This window comes from Ascidiimonas aurantiaca, from assembly GCF_037646345.1.
In the GTDB taxonomy this organism is placed as follows: Bacteria; Bacteroidota; Bacteroidia; order Flavobacteriales; family Flavobacteriaceae; genus Ascidiimonas; species Ascidiimonas aurantiaca.
The window spans coordinates 1-24,430 of the sequence record NZ_JBBEWR010000004.1 but is presented as its reverse complement, the minus strand read 5'-3'; the positions used below and the strand labels follow the sequence as shown (position 1 = coordinate 24,430).

At 42.0% G+C, this 24,430-nt stretch carries 9 protein-coding genes; 6 read left to right on the top strand and 3 right to left on the bottom strand.

Going from position 1 to position 24,430, the window contains the following annotated elements:
* Positions 1 to 13: 13 nt before the first annotated feature.
* Together ybeY and WAO84_RS05135 are read right to left on the bottom strand one after the other, a co-directional pair.
* Positions 14 to 445, bottom strand: coding sequence for an rRNA maturation RNase YbeY (ybeY, locus tag WAO84_RS05140; RefSeq protein WP_340064126.1), 432 nt, complete (start codon positions 443 to 445; stop codon positions 14 to 16).
* Positions 432 to 3,779 carry a DUF4175 family protein gene (locus WAO84_RS05135; RefSeq protein ID WP_340064124.1) on the bottom strand — a complete coding sequence of 1,116 codons (3,348 nt, stop codon included), beginning with the start codon at positions 3,777 to 3,779 and terminating at the stop codon, positions 432 to 434. Before WAO84_RS05135 ends, ybeY begins: the two co-directional genes overlap by 14 nt.
* Positions 3,780 to 3,861: 82 nt before the next feature.
* Between WAO84_RS05135 and WAO84_RS05130 the strand changes: the two genes are divergently transcribed.
* From WAO84_RS05130 to WAO84_RS05120, 3 genes are all read left to right on the top strand, one after another.
* Entirely contained in the window at positions 3,862 to 4,908 is a 1,047-nt protein-coding gene (locus tag WAO84_RS05130) for an alkane 1-monooxygenase (protein WP_340064121.1), read from the top strand.
* Between the two features lie 71 nt (positions 4,909 to 4,979).
* Positions 4,980 to 6,497 carry a glutamate--tRNA ligase gene (gltX, locus tag WAO84_RS05125; RefSeq protein ID WP_340064119.1) on the top strand — a complete coding sequence of 506 codons (1,518 nt, stop codon included), beginning with the start codon at positions 4,980 to 4,982 and terminating at the stop codon, positions 6,495 to 6,497.
* Between the two features lie 103 nt (positions 6,498 to 6,600).
* Positions 6,601 to 7,527, top strand: a complete 927-nt coding sequence (locus WAO84_RS05120) for an SPFH domain-containing protein (RefSeq protein WP_340064117.1) — start codon at positions 6,601 to 6,603, stop codon at positions 7,525 to 7,527.
* 375 nt (positions 7,528 to 7,902) lie between these two features.
* Here the strand turns inward: WAO84_RS05120 and WAO84_RS05115 are convergent, their stop codons facing one another.
* Positions 7,903 to 9,588, bottom strand: coding sequence for a glutamine--tRNA ligase/YqeY domain fusion protein (locus tag WAO84_RS05115; RefSeq protein WP_340064116.1), 1,686 nt, complete (start codon positions 9,586 to 9,588; stop codon positions 7,903 to 7,905).
* Between the two features lie 383 nt (positions 9,589 to 9,971).
* Here WAO84_RS05115 and WAO84_RS05110 point away from each other — a divergent pair, with 383 nt between their 5' ends.
* The 3 genes from WAO84_RS05110 to WAO84_RS05100 form a co-directional block, all read left to right on the top strand.
* The gene (locus WAO84_RS05110) at positions 9,972 to 12,170 is read left to right on the top strand and encodes an Ig-like domain-containing protein (protein WP_340064114.1); all 2,199 of its coding nucleotides are present in this window, start codon (positions 9,972 to 9,974) and stop codon (positions 12,168 to 12,170) included.
* A 3-nt stretch (positions 12,171 to 12,173) separates the two neighbouring features.
* Complete coding sequence (locus WAO84_RS05105; RefSeq protein WP_340064112.1) at positions 12,174 to 14,483, top strand: PorP/SprF family type IX secretion system membrane protein; 2,310 nt, start codon at positions 12,174 to 12,176, stop codon at positions 14,481 to 14,483.
* Positions 14,480 to 24,430: hypothetical protein (locus tag WAO84_RS05100; RefSeq protein ID WP_340064111.1), on the top strand; the 9,951-nt coding region annotated here is incomplete at its 3' end. The genes WAO84_RS05105 and WAO84_RS05100, both read left to right, overlap by 4 nt.

Here is a 24,430-nt window from a genome sequence, read left to right as displayed (position 1 = left end):
GTGGAACATATTTTCAGGGGTTGTGTTTCACGTGGAACATATTAATTTTTTCATTTTCCTTTTCTCTCATAAGGCGCTTTTCCTTATCGGTCTTGTCCTTATACCCGATGCAATGCAATACGCCATGTATCATCACTCTCTTTAGCTCTTCTTCAAAAGATACGTTATACAGAGTGGCATTCTCACGCACCCGGTCTATTGAAATAAATATATCCCCTTTTAAGTGTTTGTTTTCTGTGTAGTCGAAACTAATGATATCTGTGTATGTATCGTGATCTAAGTACTTTTTGTTAATATCTAACAAATACTCGTCATCACAAAACACATATGCTATTTCATCTACAATATATCCCTCACTGCTGGCTACGCGTTGAATCCACTCCTTAAAGCTACTTTGATCAGTAAGCCCAAAGTTGGTTTCATACACAAAATCAATTGTTCCCATCAAAGTATTGCTTCACTTTTACTTTGTAACTTTGCCGCAAAGGTAATACTTGTCTGTTTAATATCTCCGTTTGATTAAAATATTGTTTGACCTCTGGCGTTGGCTCATCAAATACATTACCAAAAATATCCCTATTGGTCCTGCTTTCTCTTTCTGGCATTTTCCCCTGTTGAAATACTGCCTTATCCAATTTCATTAATTGATGTTTTAATGCAGACATTCTGCGTAAAGTGCTTTCATCAAAACCTCTTTCTAACAATTGTTGCTCTATAGATTCCATTTGTCGTAAAAGAGATTCTTCGTTAGCACTAATACCACTACCTCTTTTGTTCTTCAATTGTTCCTCCAACGCATTCCTAAGTTGCTGCTGTTCTTTAAATATTTCAAACAACCTGCTGTTCATTTCTTCATCACCTTCCTGCGCTGTACCACCCTTACTTTTAGCTTCTCCATCCTTAGAGCTATTGCTCTTCTCACCTTCTTCTCCCGGTTTTTGAGACGCACCTTGTTGTTGCATACCCTGCTCCATTTTTTGGTTAATCTGTTCTTGCGATTGTATAATATCTGGCAATTGAAAACCTTCACCCGATTGCCCGGAACTTCCAGACATGCTTTGTTGCATATTATCTAATACATTGCTAAGAAAATCTGCCAGACTATTGGCTGCGGTTAAAACATATTGCTGGTTTGCCATTCCCTGAAAGATCTGATTATCTGACATCCGCTCTATGGCTTTATCTATATTGTAATACACATCTGTTATTTCCTTATTGATCACATCAGATATTTCAGGACGCCGTAATGACAGAGCAAATAAACTATCGTCTATGTGTTTGAACAATGATCGTAATTCGTTCTGCTTTCTGAGCTTGGATGCCAAACGAACATCTTCATTTTCGTTATCTCCAAACCTGTTCATTACCTGTTCCTGATCAAAAGAAAACAGCACTAAATTATCAAGTATCTGTCTCAAAGCTTCAGCATCTTCCTGCATACCCTCTGAGGCACCACTCTGCATTGCAGATTTCATAGCATCACTTATCTCCTTCATTTTTCTGGCTGCTCTTTTTTGATGCTCATTACTTTGCTGATTTTTATTACGATCGCTTTCCGGTTGATTATCTGTATTTTCTCTTTTTAATGATTCTTCGGCATTTTTTTGCTCATTTGCTATATCTTCTCTCTTTTTCGTATCTGATGTGATATTTAAGGGTTTTTGCAGATCTTCATTGTCCTTTAAGAGTTTATCCAACTCTTTAGAGACTTTCTCAAAATCATCCTTCAGGTCCTGCTGGTCTTTTAACTCATCACTCGCTGTTTTTTGAGCTAAAGAATCCTGCCTACTTGCCATTTCTTCGAGTTCCTTTTGTATTTTAGAGGCTTTGGCTGTTACGTAATACCTTTTGGTAAGCTCAACTAACTGCTCCAAACTTCTCTGATTACGCTGATTTTGCTTTGCCAGTTGCTCTAATTTCATACTTAGCTCTTCTTTATTCATTCTATCAGATAATTCCTGCAATTCTTTAAGCAATTCCTCATTCTTTTGTCTTTCCTGTTCCTGACGCTCTAAACGTTCCTCCAGAAAACGATCGTACTGCTCTTCTTTTTCATTTTCGGTATCATTATCCTCTAATGTTTTCTTTAGGTCCTTATGAAAACTTTTCATCATCTCATTTTGCAGGCTCTGACGCTTTAATAACTCCTGAAGCCTTCTTTCATCACTAAAAGTTAATTTCTCTTTTTGTTTTTGTAAACTATTAACCTCTTCCAGCGCCTCCTGTTGTTTTTCTATATTCTGCAGTTCGTCAGTTATATTATCCAATAACTTTTCCTGCTTATCCAATCGCAGATCTTCTTTTTCAGATGCTTTTAAAACATTCCATAAAAAAACCTGGCTTCGTGCAGATTTATTGCCATTAACCTCATCATTATCCCATGTTTCGAAATAAAATTCATAAGAATTACCCGGAATGAGTTGAAGGGCTCCAGGAAACCGGAAGTCAAACTCTACCAATGCACTCTTAGTAAAAGGCAGATCTACCCTTATTTCATTATACGGTTCATTTACATTATAATACACTAATTGTAGCCTCGTAAGTCCGTAATCATCAGATAAAAATCCCGATAAATCTACAGATCCGTTAAGTAGGGCGCTTTCCCGTTCTTCTACCCGTATTTGTGGATGTGCATCTTTAATCACTTCAAAACTATATCCCAGTCTTTCATATCTCTTTAATTCTTCATTACTACTGGTGATCTCATAGGATAGGTCATTATTGATCTGCTTTTCGAGTACAAATGCTTTTTCATTCTTTTTAAAATACACTACACTGTCCTTCTCTATGAGCTCTACTGTATCTGTCTCATACGTTTTGACTTTCCATAATACATGTGTGCCTTCCGGCATTACGGCGTTTCCGGTATTGAGTATTACTTCATCACGTTTTTTAGTATAGCCCGGGTAATCCAGTTTCATTTGCAACTCTACCAATTTCGGAACTTTTAATACTTGAAGCCTGTGTAATACTGATCGGAATTCTCCCGCAGTGAAAAAGAAATTAGTGCTATTCACCGGCCTGTCTATTCTATACATCCATTTACCATTACCTTCATGTGTCATAAAAAACTCCTGTCCCTCAATAGCTATCTTGACATTTTCCGGTACTATTTTACCATCGGTTTGCAGCAACACTGTAAATGAAGTATTCTCTATAGCTGTGAGTTCCTTGTTAAGAAGTACGAAATTAAAAGGTGCCGGCCGCTGGTAAACTTCTTTATAATTTACCATACGTTTATAGCCATCATTAAACCAGGAAATATTGCCGGTAATCCAAAAGAAAACAATTACTAGTATGGGAATCACTGCATATACTGCATACTTGGCATTTACTTTGAAATTAACAGCCTTACTGAATGATACGGGACTAATTCCCTTTGATTTCTGCTCTATACTGGCCAGCAAAAGTTCTGAACGCTCCTTATCTTCCAGCAACTGGATAACGTTTAACAGTTTGTCATCTACTTCCTTAAAATGATCTCCGATGATTTTTGCGGCTTTGTAAACATCTATTCCTTTACGCAGTCTAAATATGGATGCCAAGGGCCATAGAACAAAGCGTAACAACAAAATAAACTCCACCGCTACCGTTATCCAAAACAACCACATTCTAACCGTGGTATCAAACCAAAGAAAGTTTTCCAGCACCGCAATAACGATCAAATACATTAAGCCAATAGCTACGAAAAATATACTCCCGCGTATCAACTCATTAAGATGATATCTCGTTATAAACTTTTGAAGCTTACCCTTTACTATTTCTACATTATTACTCACCTAATTCAAGTTTAACTTATAAAATTACAATTTTATTTCTTGCATCAATTCCTTAAATTTGATAAGATCATGTTAAAGAATTATGAAAGACCTTAAATATTTATCAGCCTACAGCATACCGGTCATGGCCATTTGCGGGTTACTTCTGCAGGGCCCTTATACATTTTTAACACCTGTATATGCCTTTGTGCTCATTCCTGTATTAGAAATAGTATTACCGCTGGATGCTGCTAATTTGAGTGATGAAGAATATGAACGCAAAAGATCTAAAAAGTTTTTTGACTGGTTGTTATACCTAAATGTACCCATGGTGTATGGTATTCTTTTGTACACTTTATACGTACTAACACACTCTACATTAACTACTCTGGAAACGGCCGGTCTTGTTTTTTCAACAGGCATTGTACTGGGTTCCAATGGTATAAATGTTGCTCATGAGCTGGGGCATCGAAATTCCTTTACTGAAAGAACTCTTGCCAAAATATTGCTCTTACCTTCTTTGTATATGCATTTTTATATGGAGCACAACTTTGGACATCATCTTCATGCGGCGACCAAAGAAGATCCTGCCACAGCAAGATTCAATCAGTCAGTATATTCATTTTGGTTTACCTCGGTCACAAGGCAGTACTTTAATGCCTGGAAAATACAAGAAAAGCTTTTGAAAAATGCTTCAAAACCCTTTTGGTCTATACAAAACGATATGTTTTGGTATTCTTTATTTCAATTCGTTTATCTTGTAATAGTTTTCCTTGTTTTCGGCTGGATCGGTTTATCTTATGCATTAGCCTGTGCCGTTATAGGTTTTCTACTTCTTGAAACTATAAACTATATTGAGCATTACGGCCTCTTACGTCAAAAAAAACCCTCCGGGAGGTATGAACGGGTAAGTGAAAAGCATTCCTGGAACTCCAATCATATCATGGGCCGCGTAGTTCTTTATGAGCTTACCAGGCACAGCGATCATCATTTCAAAGCCAGTAAAAAATACCAGTTACTCAATTATCATGACATTAGTCCGCAAATGCCTTTTGGGTACCCCACTTCCATGGTATTATCCCTATTTCCACCTTTGTGGTTTCGTATTATGAATCCGCGTATTCCTGTTGAGATGAAACCCGGCAAATGAAATACTTTCTATAGGAAAGATCGTATATTTGCACTCCGTTTTCAGGCTTTTACAGCCAAAAATACAAATATATGAATTCAAATATACGAGTGCGTTTTGCACCCAGTCCTACCGGGCCCCTTCATATTGGTGGCGTACGAACCGCTTTGTTTAACTACCTGTTTGCTAAAAAAAATAACGGCGATTTTATACTCCGTATCGAAGATACTGACCAAAACCGCTATGTAGAAGGTGCCGAAGCTTACATAACAGAGGCTCTGGAATGGTGTGGTATTCCTTATGATGAAGGTGTTGGCAAAGAAAAAGGATACGGACCCTACCGCCAGAGTGAGCGTAAAGAGCTTTATGCATCTTATGCAGATACACTTCTTACTTCCGGCCACGCTTACATTGCATTTGACACAGCTCAAGAACTGGATGTTCTGAGAAAAGAATATGAAGCCAAAGGAGAGACTTTTATATATAACTGGAGTACCCGCTTACAACTTCAAAATTCACTAACCTTATCTGAAACTGAAGTGAAAGAACGGATAGCAGCAGGACAGCCTCATGTTATTCGGTTTAAGATTGTTGAAAATGAAACGCTTCCCATGCAAGATCTCGTAAGAGGGACCATTAACATCAATACATCTACACTTGATGACAAAGTGCTTTTTAAAAGTGATGGTATGCCTACATATCACCTTGCCAATGTAGTAGATGACCACCTTATGGAAATATCACATGTAATTCGCGGAGAAGAATGGTTGCCTTCACTCCCGTTGCATGTTTTACTCTACAAAGCTTTTAACTGGTCAACTCCCAAGTTTGCCCACCTGCCGCTTATACTTAAACCCAATGGTAAAGGCAAATTGAGCAAGAGAGACGGTGATAAATCAGGATATCCGGTATTTCCTCTGGAATGGACAGACCCAAAAACACAAAGCGTTTCTCGTGGATTTCGGGAAGATGGCTACTTTGCCGATGCTTTGATCAATTTTTTAGCCCTTTTAGGGTGGAATCCGGGAACCGACCAGGAGATCTTCTCTATTGATGAGCTTATTAAGGCTTTTGATATACAAAAGGTAAACAAATCGGCTGCCAGCTTTAATATTGATAAATTAAGATCATTTAATCACGCCTACCTTCTTAAAAAATCTAACGATAGCCTTGCTGCCATGTTTTCAGAAATACTTGCGCGCAAAGGTATCACCTCATCGCCGGATAAGATAAAAAAAGCTGTTGGGCTGCTTAAAGAAAGAGCCACTTTTGTTGAAGACCTATGGGAATCCGGCCACTTTCTTTTTCAAGCTCCCCATACTTATGATGAAACGTCTGTTAAAAAGGCCTGGAAAGAGGGTAGCTCAACACTTATGAAAGAAGTGATCCAGATTCTTCAAAGTTTAACAGACCATAGTCCCTCTCATGTTTCATCTCAGGTAAAAAAGTGGATCGCAAGTAAAGAAATAGGCTTTGGTAAGGTTATGATGCCTTTGCGCCTAAGCCTCGTGGGAGCTTTAAGTGGTCCAGATGTTTTTGAGATAATTGATATCATAGGAACAGAAGAAGCTGTATTACGTATTCAAAAAGCGATACAAGAACTTGATTAATATAGGAGAACACAATGTATTTTATTTAACAATTTAAGTTTTTCTAAATACTATTACATTGAGAGTTTCGTAAATTACCACCTTAAAACTAAAACTAATAGCCATGGAAATCATTTATTTACCTATATTATTTCTTCTCTCACTTGTGCTTCTTTATGGAATATTTTTTATTGTAAAGCAACAAACCGCTGTGGTAATTGAGCGCTTTGGAAAATTTCACAGTATTCGCAACTCAGGATTACAACTTAAAATTCCCGTTGTAGATCGTATCTCGGGGCGCCTTAGCCTTAAAATACAACAGTTGGATGTAATTGTTGAAACGAAAACGCTGGACGATGTTTTTGTAAAGCTTAAAGTTTCTGTTCAATACAAAGTAATTCGTGAAAAAGTATATGAAGCTTTTTATAAACTGGAATATCCACATGATCAGATTACCAGTTATGTGTTTGACGTAGTCAGGGCAGAGGTCCCTAAAATGAAACTTGACGATGTATTTGTCAAGAAAGATGATATTGCGATTGCCGTAAAAGCAGAACTTCAGGAAGCCATGCTGGATTACGGGTATGATATTATTAAAACGCTGGTAACCGATATTGATCCTGATGCTCAGGTAAAACATGCTATGAACCGTATAAATGCATCAGAGCGTGAAAAAATTGCCGCACAGTTTGAAGGCGACGCTGCCAGAATACTCATTGTTGAAAAAGCTAAAGCCGAAGCCGAAAGTAAGCGCTTACAAGGACAGGGTATTGCTGACCAGCGACGTGAAATTGCCCGGGGTCTGGAAGAGTCTGTAGAAGTACTTAATAAAGTAGGCATTAATTCGCAGGAAGCTTCTGCTCTTATTGTCGTTACCCAGCATTACGATACACTACAGGCTATTGGGGAAGAAACCAATAGTAATTTAATTCTCCTTCCTAATTCACCACAAGCCGGAAGCGACATGCTCAATAATATGGTCGCCTCATTTACCGCCAGTAATCAAATAGGGGAAGCTATGAAAAAGCAAAATCGTAAAAAAGAAGAATAAAACTTACACCCTGCTTAACGGCAGGGTTTTTTGTTTTTTAAGACCCCTTGCTAACAGCATCTGTTTTTAATACTACAAACACACTGTATTTAACATAACCATCTTCGTGAAAAATTACCTACACTGCCTTTAAAAAGAGAATTAGAGGCTTTTACCAAACAAAAGCAGCGAAAAACATATAGTTTTATGTTTTTTTAATAAAAGCCTCTTAGATCGCTTTAAATCAAGTCATTTTTAATAGCAAAAATCGATTTTCGTTATGAGTAACTATAATCAAGGTCTATTATAATAAAATCTTATCAAAAACCGTATTTTGATAAGAAAAGCAAAGCCCGGAAATTTCCGGGCTTTATATTTGATCTTACACAAGACCTGTTATTTCTCTTTTAGTTTTGCCCATGTATCTCTTAAGCCCACTGTTTTGTTAAAAACCAGTTTTTCGGCAGTACTGTCTCTATCCACACAAAAATATCCCAGTCTTTGGAACTGAAAACGGTCTTCTGTTTTAGCATTTTTTAGTCCGGGTTCTACGTATCCCACTATACTATTCAATGATTCTGTATTAAGATGCTCCATAAAGTCCACATCTTTTTCTGCATCGGGGGCCTCATGTGTAAAGAGACGGTCATATATACGTACCTCAGCTTTTATTGCGTGTTTTGCAGAAACCCAGTGCAGGGTTCCCTTTACTTTACGCATGCTGGCTTCGGTACCGCTTCCGCTTTTACTATCCTCATCATACGTACAGTGTACTTCTATAATAGTACCGTTTTCATCTTTAACTACAGACTCTGCCTTGATAATATACGCATTTTTGAGCCGTACTTCACCACCTAATTTAAGGCGGAAAAACTTTCGATTTGCCTGCTCTTTAAAGTCTTCTTCCTCAATGTACAACTCTCTTGAAAACGGGATCTCTCTATAAGTCATTACTTCGGCTTCCGGATTATTCTCTGCCTTTAGCCATTCTTCTTTATCTTCGGGATAATTAGTAATAATTACTTTAACCGGGTTCAACACGGCCATTACTCTTGGTGCCAATTTATTAAGGTCCTCTCTCGCGCAAAACTCAAGTACACTCACATCTACTAAATTATCTCTTTTGGCTATCCCTATCATATCAGCAAAGTTGCGTATAGCTGCCGGTGTGTATCCCCTGCGCCGTAATCCCGAAATAGTGGGCATTCTCGGGTCATCCCACCCTGTAACCTTTCCTTCTTCTACCAGGCGTAACAACTTTCGTTTACTTACCACCGTGTGACTCAAATTACGCCGGGCAAATTCCCTTTGTTTGGGCCTTACTTCCTTCCTTTCATCATAGATTTGATCAAGGAACCAGTTGTAAAGCTCTCTGTGGGGCAGAAACTCTAATGTACAAAGAGAGTGGCTAATCTGTTCAATATAATCACTCTCGCCGTGCGCCCAATCATACAATGGATAGATACACCAATCGTCACCCGTTCTGTGATGTGTTTTATGCATGATGCGGTACATAACCGGGTCGCGCATAAGCATATTAGGCGAGGCCATGTCTATTTTTGCTCTTAAAACATGAGTTCCGGCTTCAAACACCCCTTCTTTCATTTTCTCAAAAAGATCGAGGTTTTCTTCTATGGTCCTTTCTCTATAAGGGCTGGCCGTACCTGCCTGCGTGGGGGTTCCTTTTTGTTTGGCAATAGCTTCTGACGACTGACTATCTACATACGCCTTTCCTTTTTTTATTAAAAGTACCGCCCAGTCATACAATTGCTGAAAATAATCAGAAGCATAACATTCTTCATCCCAGCTAAAACCCAGCCATTCTACATCTTTCTTTATGGCATTTACATATTTGGTTTCTTCCTTTGCCGGATTGGTATCATCAAAACGAAGATTTACAGGCGCATCGTAACGCAAACCCAACCCAAAATTGAGGCATACCGAACTGGCATGCCCAATATGCAGGTATCCGTTAGGTTCCGGAGGAAAACGAAAACGAAGATCTGATTTTGGGAAACCTTTTTCGAGGTCATCCTCTATGATTTGTTCTATAAAATTGAGCGATTTTGTTTCTTCAGACATAAAGCTTTGCAAATTGAAGCGCAAAAATACATAAAAAGAAATCACGCTAAATAACTAACAGAAGGCTTTTTAGGGTAATTATTGTTATTAACAACTGTTGATAAACATGAAAAAAAGTTGCTGTCCCATAAAATATAATTACTTTCGCTACGTTAATCATTTACTGAAACTAACAAATATTAACATGTTAAAACTCTGTTTATCAGTTTATAGCAAGTTGTTGTTGATAAAAAAAAGCCATTGTGAAAAAAAATATTTGGTTTTTTCGTCATTTGTGAACAATTCAACGAAGTTTTAAGCTGTTAGCCTAGTTTTTTAACCCAAATCATTTTAATTTTGTTGTTTTAGATGCCCAAATCTAAAATTTTTGACCTACTTATTATATGAAATGTTCTAAACGTTTTCATATTGCTGCGCTGTTGTGCGCGTTGTTTTTACTTCATGTTTGCCCCTCACACTCGCAAACACTGAATAAGCCTGTACCGTATTTTACGGCTCCCTGTATATCAGACAATTTTAACTCCTATAAAGTAGAATTTGAATGGTCGCCGCCACTGGTTAATAATACCAACGAATTCATTCTGGAATTATCAAACGGGAATGGCAGCTTTTCCAATCCTACAGTTTTATCTACGGTTTCCAATAAAAACACCACTCTGAAATTTGAATTTAACTTTTCATTTCCTGCCAATACAAGAGGTGAAAATTATAAAGTGCGTGTTAGAAGTACCAATCCTGCCAGAACCAGTCCTGAAAGCAATTCTTTTCCTGCTTATTATCAAACTGTTAGAGAATCACTACTACTGGGTGATGAAAATGGGAATCCGCTGTTCGGTGAGTTTTACATTTGCGATGGTTCCAGTTTCAGGCTCCAGGTATTAAACTTTCCCGGGGAAGCTTCGTACCGATGGTTCAGAAACCGAAATATAACCCCTATTGCCGGTGCCAATAAGTATTTTCTCGATATAACCCAACCCGGCTATTACTATGTAGAAGTTGATTATGGTGACTATTGTTCCAGTTCTACCTCATCAAACGAAGTAGGCGTAGAGCTTGATAACTTTATGGGTATTGCCATAGAGGGCTCTGCCAATGTAGAAGTATGTACAGGTTCTCCTTATGTACTCAAGGCCAATATTGATGATTCCGATCTTATTTATCGTTGGTTCAAAAATGGTACATTGCAAAATACACCAGGTTATCTTCCTGAGTTTACACTGAGTACTACAGACCCTCAGGGTATGTATGTCGTGGAGATAGAAAACCCAGGCGGGTGTTCGGAAACCTCAGCTCCCGTTACTGTTACTGCCCCTAACATCAATGTTTCCATTGCTTCTGATGCAGATGTTTTACTGCTCCCCGGTGAATCGGTCTCACTTAACGTTGCCACCAATGCACAATCACCTTCTTATCAATGGTTTAAAGATAATACAGCCGTGAGCGGTGCTACCACACCTTCACTCACTATAAGCACTCCCGGTGTATATAAAGCCAGAGTAATCCAGGGAACAGGGTGTGCCGTAGCAACCTTTTCTAATGAAATTACCATAGCTTTTCCGCAAGATTTTGAAATTATTATCGCTGCTCAGGCTCCTTATAGTGAATGTACACAGACAGATGCTACACTACATATACAAACTATTAATGCCATAACCAGCAGCACTACCATAAACGCGACTGCCCAACTGGTAAACAACTTTACCTATCAATGGCAGTTTGAAGGACAACCGCTAAGCGGTGCCACTGCTTCTACCATTTCATTGTCAGATCCATCAGAAAATGGTACGTATCGTGTTACCGCTAATTTGAATGCTTTTACAGTTACTTCCAACGACCTGCCTGTAAAGCTTCAACCCGATATTAACCCCATAATTACAAGTAACGGCAACGTTTCCTGTAACGGGGCTACCACTATTACCATTACCTCTAGTATAACTGATGCCGGGTACTCCTATAAATGGTACCTGGACAATGCACAGTTACCCGAAACCGGTTCTGTACTGAATACTAACCTCACCGGAGTTTATAAACTGGGCGTAATGACAGAAGGGTGTATCGTATTTTCCAATGAATTAGTCATTAATCCTTTTGAAGATTCCGTAGTTACTGTAGATGCTCCCGAGCGTATTGTAATTGCTGAAGGCTTCTCAAAAACCGTAACCGCTTCCGGTGCAGATACCTATGCCTGGTTTAACCAGGAGAACATGCAGATCTCTAATACCGCCTCGGTTACACTTATGGAAGAAGGACAATATATACTGCGAGCGAATGTAGGCGAATGTCAGGTGGTAAAGAGTTTTACCGTAGTATATCAGGACAGTTTTGTAGTTCCTAACATTATAAGTCCTAATTCTGACGGCATTAACGATTTATGGGTTATTCCCAACAGTTATGCCTTTAAAAATGACGTAGAGGTATTTATCTACGGCCCCAACGGCGAGAATGTGTTTCGTGCTGTGGGGTATCAAAACAATTGGCCCGAATCGAACCTATCATATCCCGTTAACAAACCTGTATTTTATTACAAGATAGTGAGGGGAAGAGAAATTTTAAAACAAGGAACGATAACCTTAATACGCTAGAGGATGAAAAGTAAAATAGTAGCATTTCTTTTAATGATTCTTTCAATTACAGCAGTGAAGAGTCAGGAAGAAACCCCGTTTATCTCCTTTGAAGTGCCTTCACAGAACCTTTTAAAGTTTAACAGGTTCCTCATTAACCCAACATTTTCAACAGTACGGGAAGATAACTCCTATATCAACCTGTATCACAGAAATCAATGGGTACAGTTTGAAGATTCTCCGGAGATCTATCTGGCCAGTTATTCAGGCCGTATCGGGGATCGCACCGGTCTGGGTCTCGGGGTATATCAGCAAAAACTGGGAGTGATCAGTAACTTTGGGATACTTGCTAACTATGCCTATGGAGTAAGGCTCGCCGAGAAAAGCAACCTTACCTTTGGGTTCAATCTTTCTTTCTTTAGCAGCGGTCTTGACGGAGACGAAGTAATATCAGGTGAAATAGACCCCGTATTACTGGAGCTTAACAATAGTTCCCTTTTATCGTTCCAACCCGGTTTCAACCTTTCATTAGGTAGTTTTGATGTTGGTTTTTATGCCGAAAACCTGGTAGATTTTAACCTGAGAACCAGTGAATCACTTACCGATTTCTCAGAGAAAACCTTTTCAGGTCACCTTATGTACACCCGCAGATTTGAAAAGCAAACCGGGATACTTGAAGACGGAAAACTCTCAGTGCTTACCAGAGCCAGAAAACAGGGCGATCGTGAAATCAACCTTTCCGGTAGCCTTATTGCCGATTTACCTAAATTAGGGTGGATACAGGCCGGATATGACGACTTTTTCGGCGCCTCTGCCGGAATTGGTTTTAACCTTACCAGACGTTTATCATTAGGTTATACCATTGAAAAAGGTTTCAATGACCAGACAGAAAACCTGGGGCCTACTCATGAGATCACTTTTGCCTATTCATTTCAACCCAATCTCACCGAAGATCGGGTAATGCTGGAAGAAGAAGCAGGTGATGAGCTCGCGCAAATGGAACAACAACTGGAAGAAAAAGACGAACTCATAGCCGATAAAGACGAGGAACTTTCCAGAATTCGCAAAAACCTGGAAGAGAATAACAAAATTCTCGCCGAACTGATTATTAAACAGGATTCTATGGAAAAAGCGGTAACTAACGACATTGAGCGCAGATTTTACCACCTTATCAAATCCATGAAAAATGATCCTAAAGTGGCCCAAAATGCCATTGCCGACCGCACTGCGGTATCTCGAAAAGCCAAAGTGTATAATACTTCCTATGCAGAAGAGAAAAAAGACTTTATCAGGGCTGCCAAAGCAAACAATATTCGTCAGCAAACCCTAAAAGCCGTTCAGGGCGTAAAAGGTGGTTATTATATAATAGCCAATGTATATAGCCAGAGTAAAAAAGGAAACTATTACCGTAACCGTTTTATAGAAACACTGGGAACCAAAGGTTTAGATGCTTCCTTCTTTAAAAACCCGGAAAACAACCTGAATTATGTATATCTGCAACGATACGATACCTGGCAGGAAGCACTCGACGCTTATAAATCAGACCTTAATGGTGCGTATCAGGACGACATTTGGATCATGAGTGTAGAAGATGGGGCTGAAATTGACAAAGGGATGCTTGCTGAAAATGATACCGATACCCCGGAGATCGTTCCGGCTACTCCCCAAAACAGACGTATTACTTCTCCTGTTCCTAAGAGTACAGAGCGCATTACAGATGCCACCCGGCAACAGGAGCCTCAAGAAACAGAGCGTATCAGTTCACCCGTAGTAGCTTCCGAAGCTAATAACGACCCACAACAGGAAGAAGAGCCCGCCATAAAAAGAGTATCCTCACCCGTTGTAACTCCAAACATTACTGCAGAGCAGGAAGTTGCAGGTAGAGATCCGCAAAAAGATGCAGATACCAGACGCATTTCGACTCCTGTTAAAAACAAAAATGTTGCCCAGCAAGATATGGAAAGCCCTCCTATTACAGGGATCGAGGATAAAACAGAACAACAGATCAAGAATATTTACTCGCAAAATACTCGCAAAAAACGAAGAACTGCCAAAAAAGGAAAAATTATAAACATTGCCTCATTAGATGATGGTTATTACATAATAGCCAATGTTTTTGCCGTGCCCTCAAACGCTACCCGTTTTGTACAAAAACTGCGTAATCAAGGAATTCAAGCGGATTATTTTATTAACCCCGAAAATAACTACCGATACGTATACCTTAAAAAACACGAATCCTGGAATAGTGCCCTAGTTTCATATTATTCCAACATTAACGACTCTTATTTCGATGAGATGTGGATAATGCGTGTTAACACTAATTACGTCTTATGATGAAAACCAACCTACTTAGCCCCAAAAAATTATTTATTCTAGCCTGCTTTTTTATAGTAGGCTATAGTGCTGTTAATGCCCAGACGCCTGTACCTCCTGGTTTCGAAAAGAGATTTGAGACCAATATTAAAGGAGACGTTACCTTTCTGGCAAACGGTATTATTAACCGTGCCAACGTTAATAATCCCTCAGAAGCCAATAACCCTTATAACGGTACCGGTAACAATAACAGCTTTAACGTAGAATATATTGACATTGACGGTGACCCGTCAACATTTAGTTCCAGTAGTTCAACCCTTAATCTGGACGGTTGTACCAAAATAGCCTATGCCGCTTTATACTGGTCTGCCGTATATCCGTTTGACAGAGGTGCTCCGGATGGCACTCCCGGTCAAACTGGTTCCGCGCTTCAGTACATTGGAGACGGAAATGGCCGTAGTCCCGATTTTACCACAGTCAAATTCAGAGTTCCCGGAGGTGCTTATACCGATGTAACTGCCGATATTGTTCGTTTTGACGGTTTTAACAGTGCCGATCCGGTGAATTCTTTTAAAGATGCACCTTATGTGTGTGTGGCAGATGTAACCTCCTTAATCACACCACTTGCCAATCCTAACGGAGAGTATTTTGTAGCTAATATGCGTGCCGCCAGAGGAAGAAGGCTGGGAGGTAGTGCCGCCGGATGGGTACTTGTGGTAGTGTATGAGAACCCTACATTACCCGGTAGATACATCACCACTTTTGACGGGTATAACGGGGTACAGGGTAGAGATCGTAACGGAGACCCCGATGCACGTGTAGAAATAGATGTTGCCGGATTTACCACTATACCCATAGGGCCCGTAAGAACCCGTTTGGGAGTAGCAGCCCTTGAAGGGGACCGTGGTATTTCAAATGATGAACTTCGTATAAAAGCTTTTGGAAAACCCGCCAGCGGAGGGCCTGATAATGATGGTTTCATACGCCTCTCAAACGCCGCAAACCCGGGTACCAACTTTTTTAATTCCAATATCACCATAGACGGTGCCAATGTAACCACCAGAAATATTGCCAGTACCAATACCCTTGGTTTTGATGCCGATATTTTTGATATGAACAACCCCGGTAATTCAGTAATTGGTAATGGAGAAACAGCCGCTACCTTGCGACTTATTACCAATGGAGATGGTTATGGAGCCTTTCTTTCCACTTTTTCCATTGAGATCATAGAACCCGAAATTGCACTTGCCAAAACCGTAGAAGATGCTGCCGGTAATGACATTGGCGGGGCAGGAGTTACCCTCGGGCAGGAAATTGTATATGTGCTTAAGTTCCAAAACCGGGGAAACGACGATGCCACCAATTACCGCATAAGAGACGTACTTCCTGTAAACGTAAATTTCCCTCCCAACGGAGCTCTTCAACCCGGAGACATTATTCTTCCTCCGCCACTTAGCGCTACCGAGCAAGTTACGTACACTTTTGATGCAGCCAACAATACTCTCGAATTTTTCGTTCCAGACGGCTATGTAGAAATTGGAGATCCCGAATACGAAATACGTATGAAAGTGCGTGTCGTAAGTAGTTGTAATGAACTAAGAGACGCCTGTTCCAATCTTATTCAAAATCAGGCTTTCTCCTACTATCAGGGAATTATCAATGATAATCAGATATCAGATGACCCCAGTTTTGCCGGTTTTGATGATTGTGATCTCGGTATCCCCGGATCTACCAATTTCCTTACCGATATAGACGATTGTTCTTTTGAACGTGATGAAGTACTTTGTGGTTCGGAAGTAGTGCTTACGGCCGGTTCCGGATTTATAAATTACACCTGGCGTGACAGTGCCGGTAATATCCTTCAGGATGGACCCGGGAACACCCTTACCGTAAACCAGACAGGTACCTATATAGTTACCAAAACCGCTCCCGCACCATGTCTTAGTTTTGATGAGACTATTAACGTAGTTTTATTTGGTACTACGGCTACCAATCCTGTAATACCTTATGCAGATGAGGTAGTTACCTGCCCCAATGACGGAGATGAATTACCAAAGATCTTTCTTTGCGGGGGTACTGACAGCCGTTTTATTGATACCGAAATTACCGACTCAGACAATATTGTGTGGCAAAGGCTCGATGAAAGTAGTTGCCCCGCAGTAGGTATTGATGATTGTGCCAACAAAAACCAAACCTGTACCTGGGTTGATCTTAAAAACGGTAACGACTTTAACGTTAACGCTGCCGGACAGTACCGACTGGTAATTAACTATCAAAATGGTTGCTTTAACCGTTTTTATTTTAATGTAAGCCAAAACCTGCTTACCCCCGGAACCCTTGTTCAGGACATTGTTTGTAATACTCCCGGACAAATTACTGTGACCAATGTTCCTTCTGATTATGAATACAGTCTTGATCCCAGTGGTCCTTTTCAGGATAGCCCCGTGTTTAACGTTACTACTGCGGGTCTTTACACCGTATATATTCGTCAGAAAAACGTTTCGGGAAACATTTGTGTATTCACCGCTTCGGCAGATGTGCGAGAGCGAAACTTTACCGTAGATCTTATTCCAGGGCCTATTTTTTGCGATGGTGACCTTGGTTCAGTACGAGTACAGATCAACGATGTAGAGCCCCAGTATTATTATGAAATCTCTCAGGGAGGTACCACTATAGATACCTTTGGCCCTTCCAATAATAACGACTATACCTTTAACAATCTTCCCGCAGGAACCTATACGGTTAATGCCCGAACTGATGACGGATGTACCTTTACAGGTGATATAACTATTGAAGACTTTTCAGATCTTGATTTGCAGGCCAGTGTAATACAGGATATTTCCTGTGAAGACGGGCTCATTGAATTAACTGCCAGTGGAGGGCAGTCTCCTTATAATTATGCTATATGGAGCTATAACGGTACCGATCTTTATACCACAATAGGCGATATTCCGGCTGATCAGTTCCAAACCAGCAATCAATTTGTGATTACTGCAGGCAACCAAGGTACTTATGAGTTTGTGGTAGTTGATAACAATAACTGCTCGGTTGTATCTAATCCCGTAACCATAAACGTGGAACCTGATGTCGTATTTACTCCGGTAATTACCGATGTAAGCTGTGCCGGTTTAACCGATGGTTCAGTTACCATAAACATTACCCAATCTCACGGATTTACCTTAAGTTACGACCTTACTGACACGTCTAATAATGTATTAGCCAGTAATACTACAGGTGTGTTTACAGGCCTCGCTGCCGGTAATTATATCGTAGTGATCAACCAGCAAAAAGGTCCTGCCAGTTGTCCGCTACCAGTTAACGTCACCATTAATGATGCTTCCCCTCTTACCGGGCAGGCACAAATAGACCAGTTTTATACCTGTAATACGCCAGATGGTATTGTAAGTATTGTACCCGGCTCTGTAAGTGGGGGTACCGTACCTTATGAGTATAGTATAAACGGTGTTAATTTCTCAGGAAACACCTCTTTTTCCGGGCTTCTTCCCGGTGTGTACACCATTTTCATACGCGATGCCAACGGTTGTGTTTTCCAGACCAATACCCTGAATATTCCTGCGAACAGCGAACCTACTGATCTTACATTTACCGTTCCTCAGGTAACCTGTAATAACGGAAAAGCAGTAGATGTAACTGCTGTATCTACCGGTGGAGTAGCACCTCTTACCTATGAGATCCTGGCACCAACCGCAGCCATTACATCCAATACCACCGGTAATTTTACCGGACTTACACCAGATACCTATACCTTTAGGGTAACCGATACCAATGGATGTTCTTACACTGAAAATCTTACCATTGGAGACATCACCGAAATAGATGTTACCGGGCAGCTTATCCGCAACATTTCGTGTGACGGAGATAGTGACGGAGAATTACTGTTTACTGTGAACAGCCCCAATACTTTTGATTATGTAGTTACCGGCCCGAATAATTTCTCAGGTACTCTTGCTCCCGGTAATAATGTACCCCTTAACGGACTCTCCGTAGGAACCTATACCATAGAAGTAACCGATACAGTTACCAATTGTACAGATATTACCTCTATTACCATAAACGGTCCTCCTTCACCTTTATCCGTTTCTATTGCCGTAACTGATAAAACCTGTACCAATGACGGTTCCGTTTTGATTACCGCCACTGGCGGATGGGGATCTTATGAATACCAGCTCGACCTTGATGCCTCTGCAGGTATTGACTTTCCTTATCAATCTAATAATACGTTTTCAGCACTTACAACATCTGGTTCTTATACTGTAACCGTAAGAGATGCCAATGGTTGTGAGATACAGGATGTCTTTACACTTACAGACGCTGTAAGCCCTGCACTGGATCTAACGGCCAATGATGTGTGCTATGACGCTTCTGCAGGCCTTACCCTTACAGCCACCGTTACTTCCGGAGGTACCGCACCGTTCCAGTATCGTCTTAACGGAGGGGCCTATCAAACCGGTAATGTATTTGCCGGTCTCAGTCCCGGTTCCTATACCGTAGAAGTTATAGACAATAAGAACTGTACCGACACAGCTTCTATCACTATCAACCCGGCACTTACGGCTTCGGCTGTACTCACTAAAGACCTGGATTGTTCTGTATCGCCTGATGCGGTGATCAATATAAACGCCGCTAACGGATACCCCGCCTATTCATACGAAGTATCCTTTAACGCAGGGGCCTATACATCGATCCCTTCGGCTACCTTTACTACCATCACCCCAGGTGACTATACCTTTAGAGTTACTGATGCCCAGGGATGCCAGGCCATTACAAACCCTATTACGGTAACTCCAGCAGAACTCCCTCAGGCCAATGCTACAGTAACCAACCCGGTAAGCTGTGACGCAGGTAGCGATGGGGAAGTAACCATTACGGTAGATACTAACTTCGGTACTCCGCCCTACCTCATTAGCTTTAACGGTAGTGCCTTCTCGGCACAAACTGTATATGCAGGACTCGCCCCAGGTACCTATTCCTATACCGTAAGAGACAGCAAACTCTGTGAAGATACTTTCTCTGTTACGATCAACCCCGCAAACCCTATCACTGCTACTGCTGTGATCGATACTCCTTATACCTGTCTGGTAAACGGGGCCATCACCATAGCAGGAGGTACTGCCTCAGGAGGTACAGGTACGTTTGAATACAGTATCGATGGGGTGAACTTCCAGCCATCCCCACTGTTCTCAAACCTTACTGATGGTACCTATACTATTACGGTAAGAGATATACCCAACGGATGTATTTTCGTTACCAATCCCGTAACTCTCGATCCGTTAAATCCTCCTACCGACCTCACCTTTGCTGCTGCACCGGTACAGTGCCCCGCACTTACTACCGATGTCACCGTAACAGTAGTGGATGGAAATGCGCCATTTACCTATGAGATCATCGCTCCTATTACGGTGAATAATGGAAATGCAGACACTTTTACTGCTCTCGCGCCCGGTACCTATACCTTTAGAGTTACGGATGATAAAGGGTGTACTATTGAAGAAAGCTATACTATTAACAACATTACGCCTATTACGGTGAATGCGCAACTGCTCAGTGACGAAGTATGTGACGGGGCCAATGACGGCAGCATTCGGTTTACGGTGGCAAACTTTACGGGGTCCTATGACTTTGAAGTGCGCAATGCCGCCAGTACTATTGTAGCTTCCGGTACGTCTTCTAATACTACGGAAACGATTACAGGACTCGCCCCTGATGACTATACTGTAACGGTAACCGATCTCTCGTATCCCTTCTGTAACGATACCGCAGCAGCCGTAACCGTAGCAGGGCCCCCTGCTGCTCTGGCCTTTACCACAAACCTGAGTCCGCTGACATGTATTGACGATGCCCTGCTTACCGTAAATGCCACAGGAGGATGGGGTACCTATGAGTACCAACTCGATAATACAGCCACCGCAGGTATTGATGTACCTTTCCAAACTAACAATACCTTCCCGGCTCTTAACGCAGGTACTTATGATATCTCTGTAAGAGACGTTAGAGGTTGTGTCATCACACAACCCCTTACCATTGATCCGCCGGTAAACCCTACAGTAACTATCGCACCAGATACGTTCTGCTTTGATGCCGCTACGGGTATTACTATTACCGCAACACCCGCAGGTGGGATCGCACCCTATGAGTTTAGCCTTAACGGGGGAGCCTTCCAAAGCGCTAATACTTTTGCAGGACTCGCCCCAGGTACCTATACGGTAGAAGTACGCGATGCCTACGGATGTACTGGTACTTCGGCACCGGTTACTATCAACCCGGCACTTGCGGCTTCGGCTGTACTCACTAAAGACCTGGATTGTTCTGTATCGCCTGATGCGGTGATCAATATAAACGCCGCTAACGGATACCCCGCCTATTCATACGAAGTATCCTTTAACGCAGGGGCCTATACATCGATCCCTTCGGCTACCTTTACTACCATCACCCCAGGTGACTATACCTTTAGAGTTACTGATGCCCAGGGATGCCAGGCCATTACAAACCCTATTACGGTAACTCCAGCAGAACTCCCTCAGGCCAATGCTACAGTAACCAACCCGGTAAGCTGTGACGCAGGTAGCGATGGGGAAGTAACCATTACGGTAGATACTAACTTCGGTACTCCGCCCTACCTCATTAGCTTTAACGGTAGTGCCTTCTCGGCACAAACTGTATATGCAGGACTCGCCCCAGGTACCTATTCCTATACCGTAAGAGACAGCAAACTCTGTGAAGATACTTTCTCTGTTACGATCAACCCCGCAAACCCTATCACTGCTACTGCTGTGATCGATACTCCTTATACCTGTCTGGTAAACGGGGCCATCACCATAGCAGGAGGTACTGCCTCAGGAGGTACAGGTACGTTTGAATACAGTATCGATGGGGTGAACTTCCAGCCATCCCCACTGTTCTCAAACCTTACTGATGGTACCTATACTATTACGGTAAGAGATATACCCAACGGATGTATTTTCGTTACCAATCCCGTAACTCTCGATCCGTTAAATCCTCCTACCGACCTCACCTTTGCTGCTGCACCGGTACAGTGCCCCGCACTTACTACCGATGTCACCGTAACAGTAGTGGATGGAAATGCGCCATTTACCTATGAGATCATCGCTCCTATTACGGTGAATAATGGAAATGCAGACACTTTTACTGCTCTCGCGCCCGGTACCTATACCTTTAGAGTTACGGATGATAAAGGGTGTACTATTGAAGAAAGCTATACTATTAACAACATTACGCCTATTACGGTGAATGCGCAACTGCTCAGTGACGAAGTATGTGACGGGGCCAATGACGGCAGCATTCGGTTTACGGTGGCAAACTTTACGGGGTCCTATGACTTTGAAGTGCGCAATGCCGCCAGTACTATTGTAGCTTCCGGTACGTCTTCTAATACTACGGAAACGATTACAGGACTCGCCCCTGATGACTATACTGTAACGGTAACCGATCTCTCGTATCCCTTCTGTAACGATACCGCAGCAGCCGTAACCGTAGCAGGGCCCCCTGCTGCTCTGGCCTTTACCACAAACCTGAGTCCGCTGACATGTATTGACGATGCCCTGCTTACCGTAAATGCCACAGGAGGATGGGGTACCTATGAGTACCAACTCGATAATACAGCCACCGCAGGTATTGATGTACCTTTCCAAACTAACAATACCTTCCCGGCTCTTAACGCAGGTACTTATGATATCTCTGTAAGAGACGTTAGAGGTTGTGTCATCACACAACCCCTTACCATTGATCCGCCGGTAAACCCTACAGTAACTATCGCACCAGATACGTTCTGCTTTGATGCCGCTACGGGTATTACTATTACCGCAACACCCGCAGGTGGGATCGCACCCTATGAGTTTAGCCTTAACGGGGGAGCCTTCCAAAGCGCTAATACTTTTGCAGGACTCGCCCCAGGTACCTATACGGTAGAAGTACGCGATGCCTACGGATGTACTGGTACTTCGGCACCGGTTACTATCAACCCGGCACTTACGGCTTCGGCTGTACTCACTAAAGACCTGGATTGTTCCGCATCGCCTGATGCGGTGATCAATATAAACGCCGCTAACGGATACCCCGTCTATTCATACGAAGTATCCTTTAACGCAGGGGCCTATACATCGATCCCTTCGGCTACCTTCGCCACCAATAACGCAGGTAACTATACCTTTAGAGTTACTGATTCGCAAGGATGCCAGGCCATCACAAACCCTATTACGGTAACTCCGGCAGATATCCCGGTAATAAGTAATGTGGTTCCCACCAATATACTTTGTAACGGTGACCTTACCGGAGCTCTGGATGTAACTATAAACACCGCTATTGGTGTACCCCCTTATACCATAGAAGTACTGAATGTTTCTACGGCTTTTAATTACGGTACACAAACTACCGGCCTGCCTGCAGGTAATTATGAAGTACGCGTAACTGATAACAAAGGATGTATTTCTGCTCCGTTCCCGGTAACCATTTCCCAGCCCGATGGCCTGGTGGCCAATGTAGTCGGGAATCCGTTATCGTGTGACCCCGTATTAGGGAATCAGTTAGGTTCTGTGGATATTGTGATCACAACGCCCAGTACCCCTAATTATACCTATACGCTTCTGGACAATACCGGAGCCCTGGCAACCACCTCTACCGCGAACCCCACCGGGCCCACTGCTGCTACCAGCTTAACATTTGCCGGAGTAGATTTTGGAGATTATACTGTGGTTATTGACGACGGTAACGGGTGTCAGACCACGTATCCTGCTACGGTAGCTACCGGTCCTGATGTATTACTCACTACCTCCGGTGCCGCAGGTTGTACCCTGGGGAGTGGAGAAATGACTGTAGTAGCCCAGGCCAATAATGGTATTTTGGGTACCGGTAATTTCTATTTTGCCATTTTCCCGGCACCGCCTTTTAGTATAACAAGTCCGGCATGGTTCCCCGCATCCAGCATTACCGCTCCGGCTACAGTACCCAATACATTTACCTTTACCGGACTTACGCCCGGAGTTACTTATACCTTTATTGTTCGCGACGATGATACCAACTGTGAATACATACAGGAAGCTACCGTTCCGGTTGCCGCACAATCACAATTGGTAAGTACCGTAGCTCCTACCGATGTAAGCTGTAACGGTGCTGCTGACGGAAGTGTGACCTTCACGGTTGATAATTATGACGGAGGAGCTACTTCTATAGATTATCAGATATATACCTTCCTGACCAATACAGTAGTAGCAGGACAAAACGGTTCTATTTCGCCTTTATCCGGCGGACTTGAAACGGTAAATAATTTTGGTAGTCTGTCTCCCGGTGAATATTACATTCTCTTTACAGAGGTAGGAGGGGCCAATAATGGTTGTGTTATTGCTTCTGATCCTTTTGTGATCTCAGAATCACCAAACCTTCTGGTAGTAAATGCTACTGCTACTAATGATAATTGTAACCCCAACGCAGGCGTTATTACGGCATCGGCTCAATTTGGAACCGCTCCGTATGAGTATCAGTTCCTTCTGGCTTCAGATCCGGCTCCTTTAGCTACCGATCCGGGTTGGAACACTACAAATGTTGCCAATGTAGAAGCAGATAGTTATATAGTTTATGCCAGAGATGCCAACAACTGTGTACAGCAGACTCCTGTAACCGTTAACCTCGATCCTGAGCCCGTTATTACTGCTACGGTTATTGATCAATGTACGGCTGCCGAAGGTGCCTTTACCATTGAAGTAAACCGTACCGTAAACGGAATAGCTCCTTACACATACCGTGTTGACGGAGGAGCCCCTCAAACCAATAATGCGGCTACCTTTACCATTACAAATTTATCTTCCGGAACACATACCATAGAAGTAATTGATGCCAATGGCTGTGGTAATCTGGTTTCTTTAGATATTTATCCGCCATTGACGTTACAGGCTGCCATCACCGCAGAGGTGTTCTGTAGCCCGGCCGGCGCAGGT

What these genes read in the sequence shown, in the direction of transcription:
- ybeY (WP_340064126.1), bottom strand. Translation starts at nt 445, where the DNA reads ATGGGAACAATTGATTTTGTGTATGAAACCAACTTTGGGCTTACTGAT.
- WAO84_RS05130 (WP_340064121.1), top strand. Translation starts at nt 3,862, where the DNA reads ATGAAAGACCTTAAATATTTATCAGCCTACAGCATACCGGTCATGGCC.
- gltX (WP_340064119.1), top strand. Translation starts at nt 4,980, where the DNA reads ATGAATTCAAATATACGAGTGCGTTTTGCACCCAGTCCTACCGGGCCC.
- WAO84_RS05120 (WP_340064117.1), top strand. Translation starts at nt 6,601, where the DNA reads ATGGAAATCATTTATTTACCTATATTATTTCTTCTCTCACTTGTGCTT.
- WAO84_RS05115 (WP_340064116.1), bottom strand. Translation starts at nt 9,588, where the DNA reads ATGTCTGAAGAAACAAAATCGCTCAATTTTATAGAACAAATCATAGAG.
- WAO84_RS05110 (WP_340064114.1), top strand. Translation starts at nt 9,972, where the DNA reads ATGAAATGTTCTAAACGTTTTCATATTGCTGCGCTGTTGTGCGCGTTG.
- WAO84_RS05105 (WP_340064112.1), top strand. Translation starts at nt 12,174, where the DNA reads ATGAAAAGTAAAATAGTAGCATTTCTTTTAATGATTCTTTCAATTACA.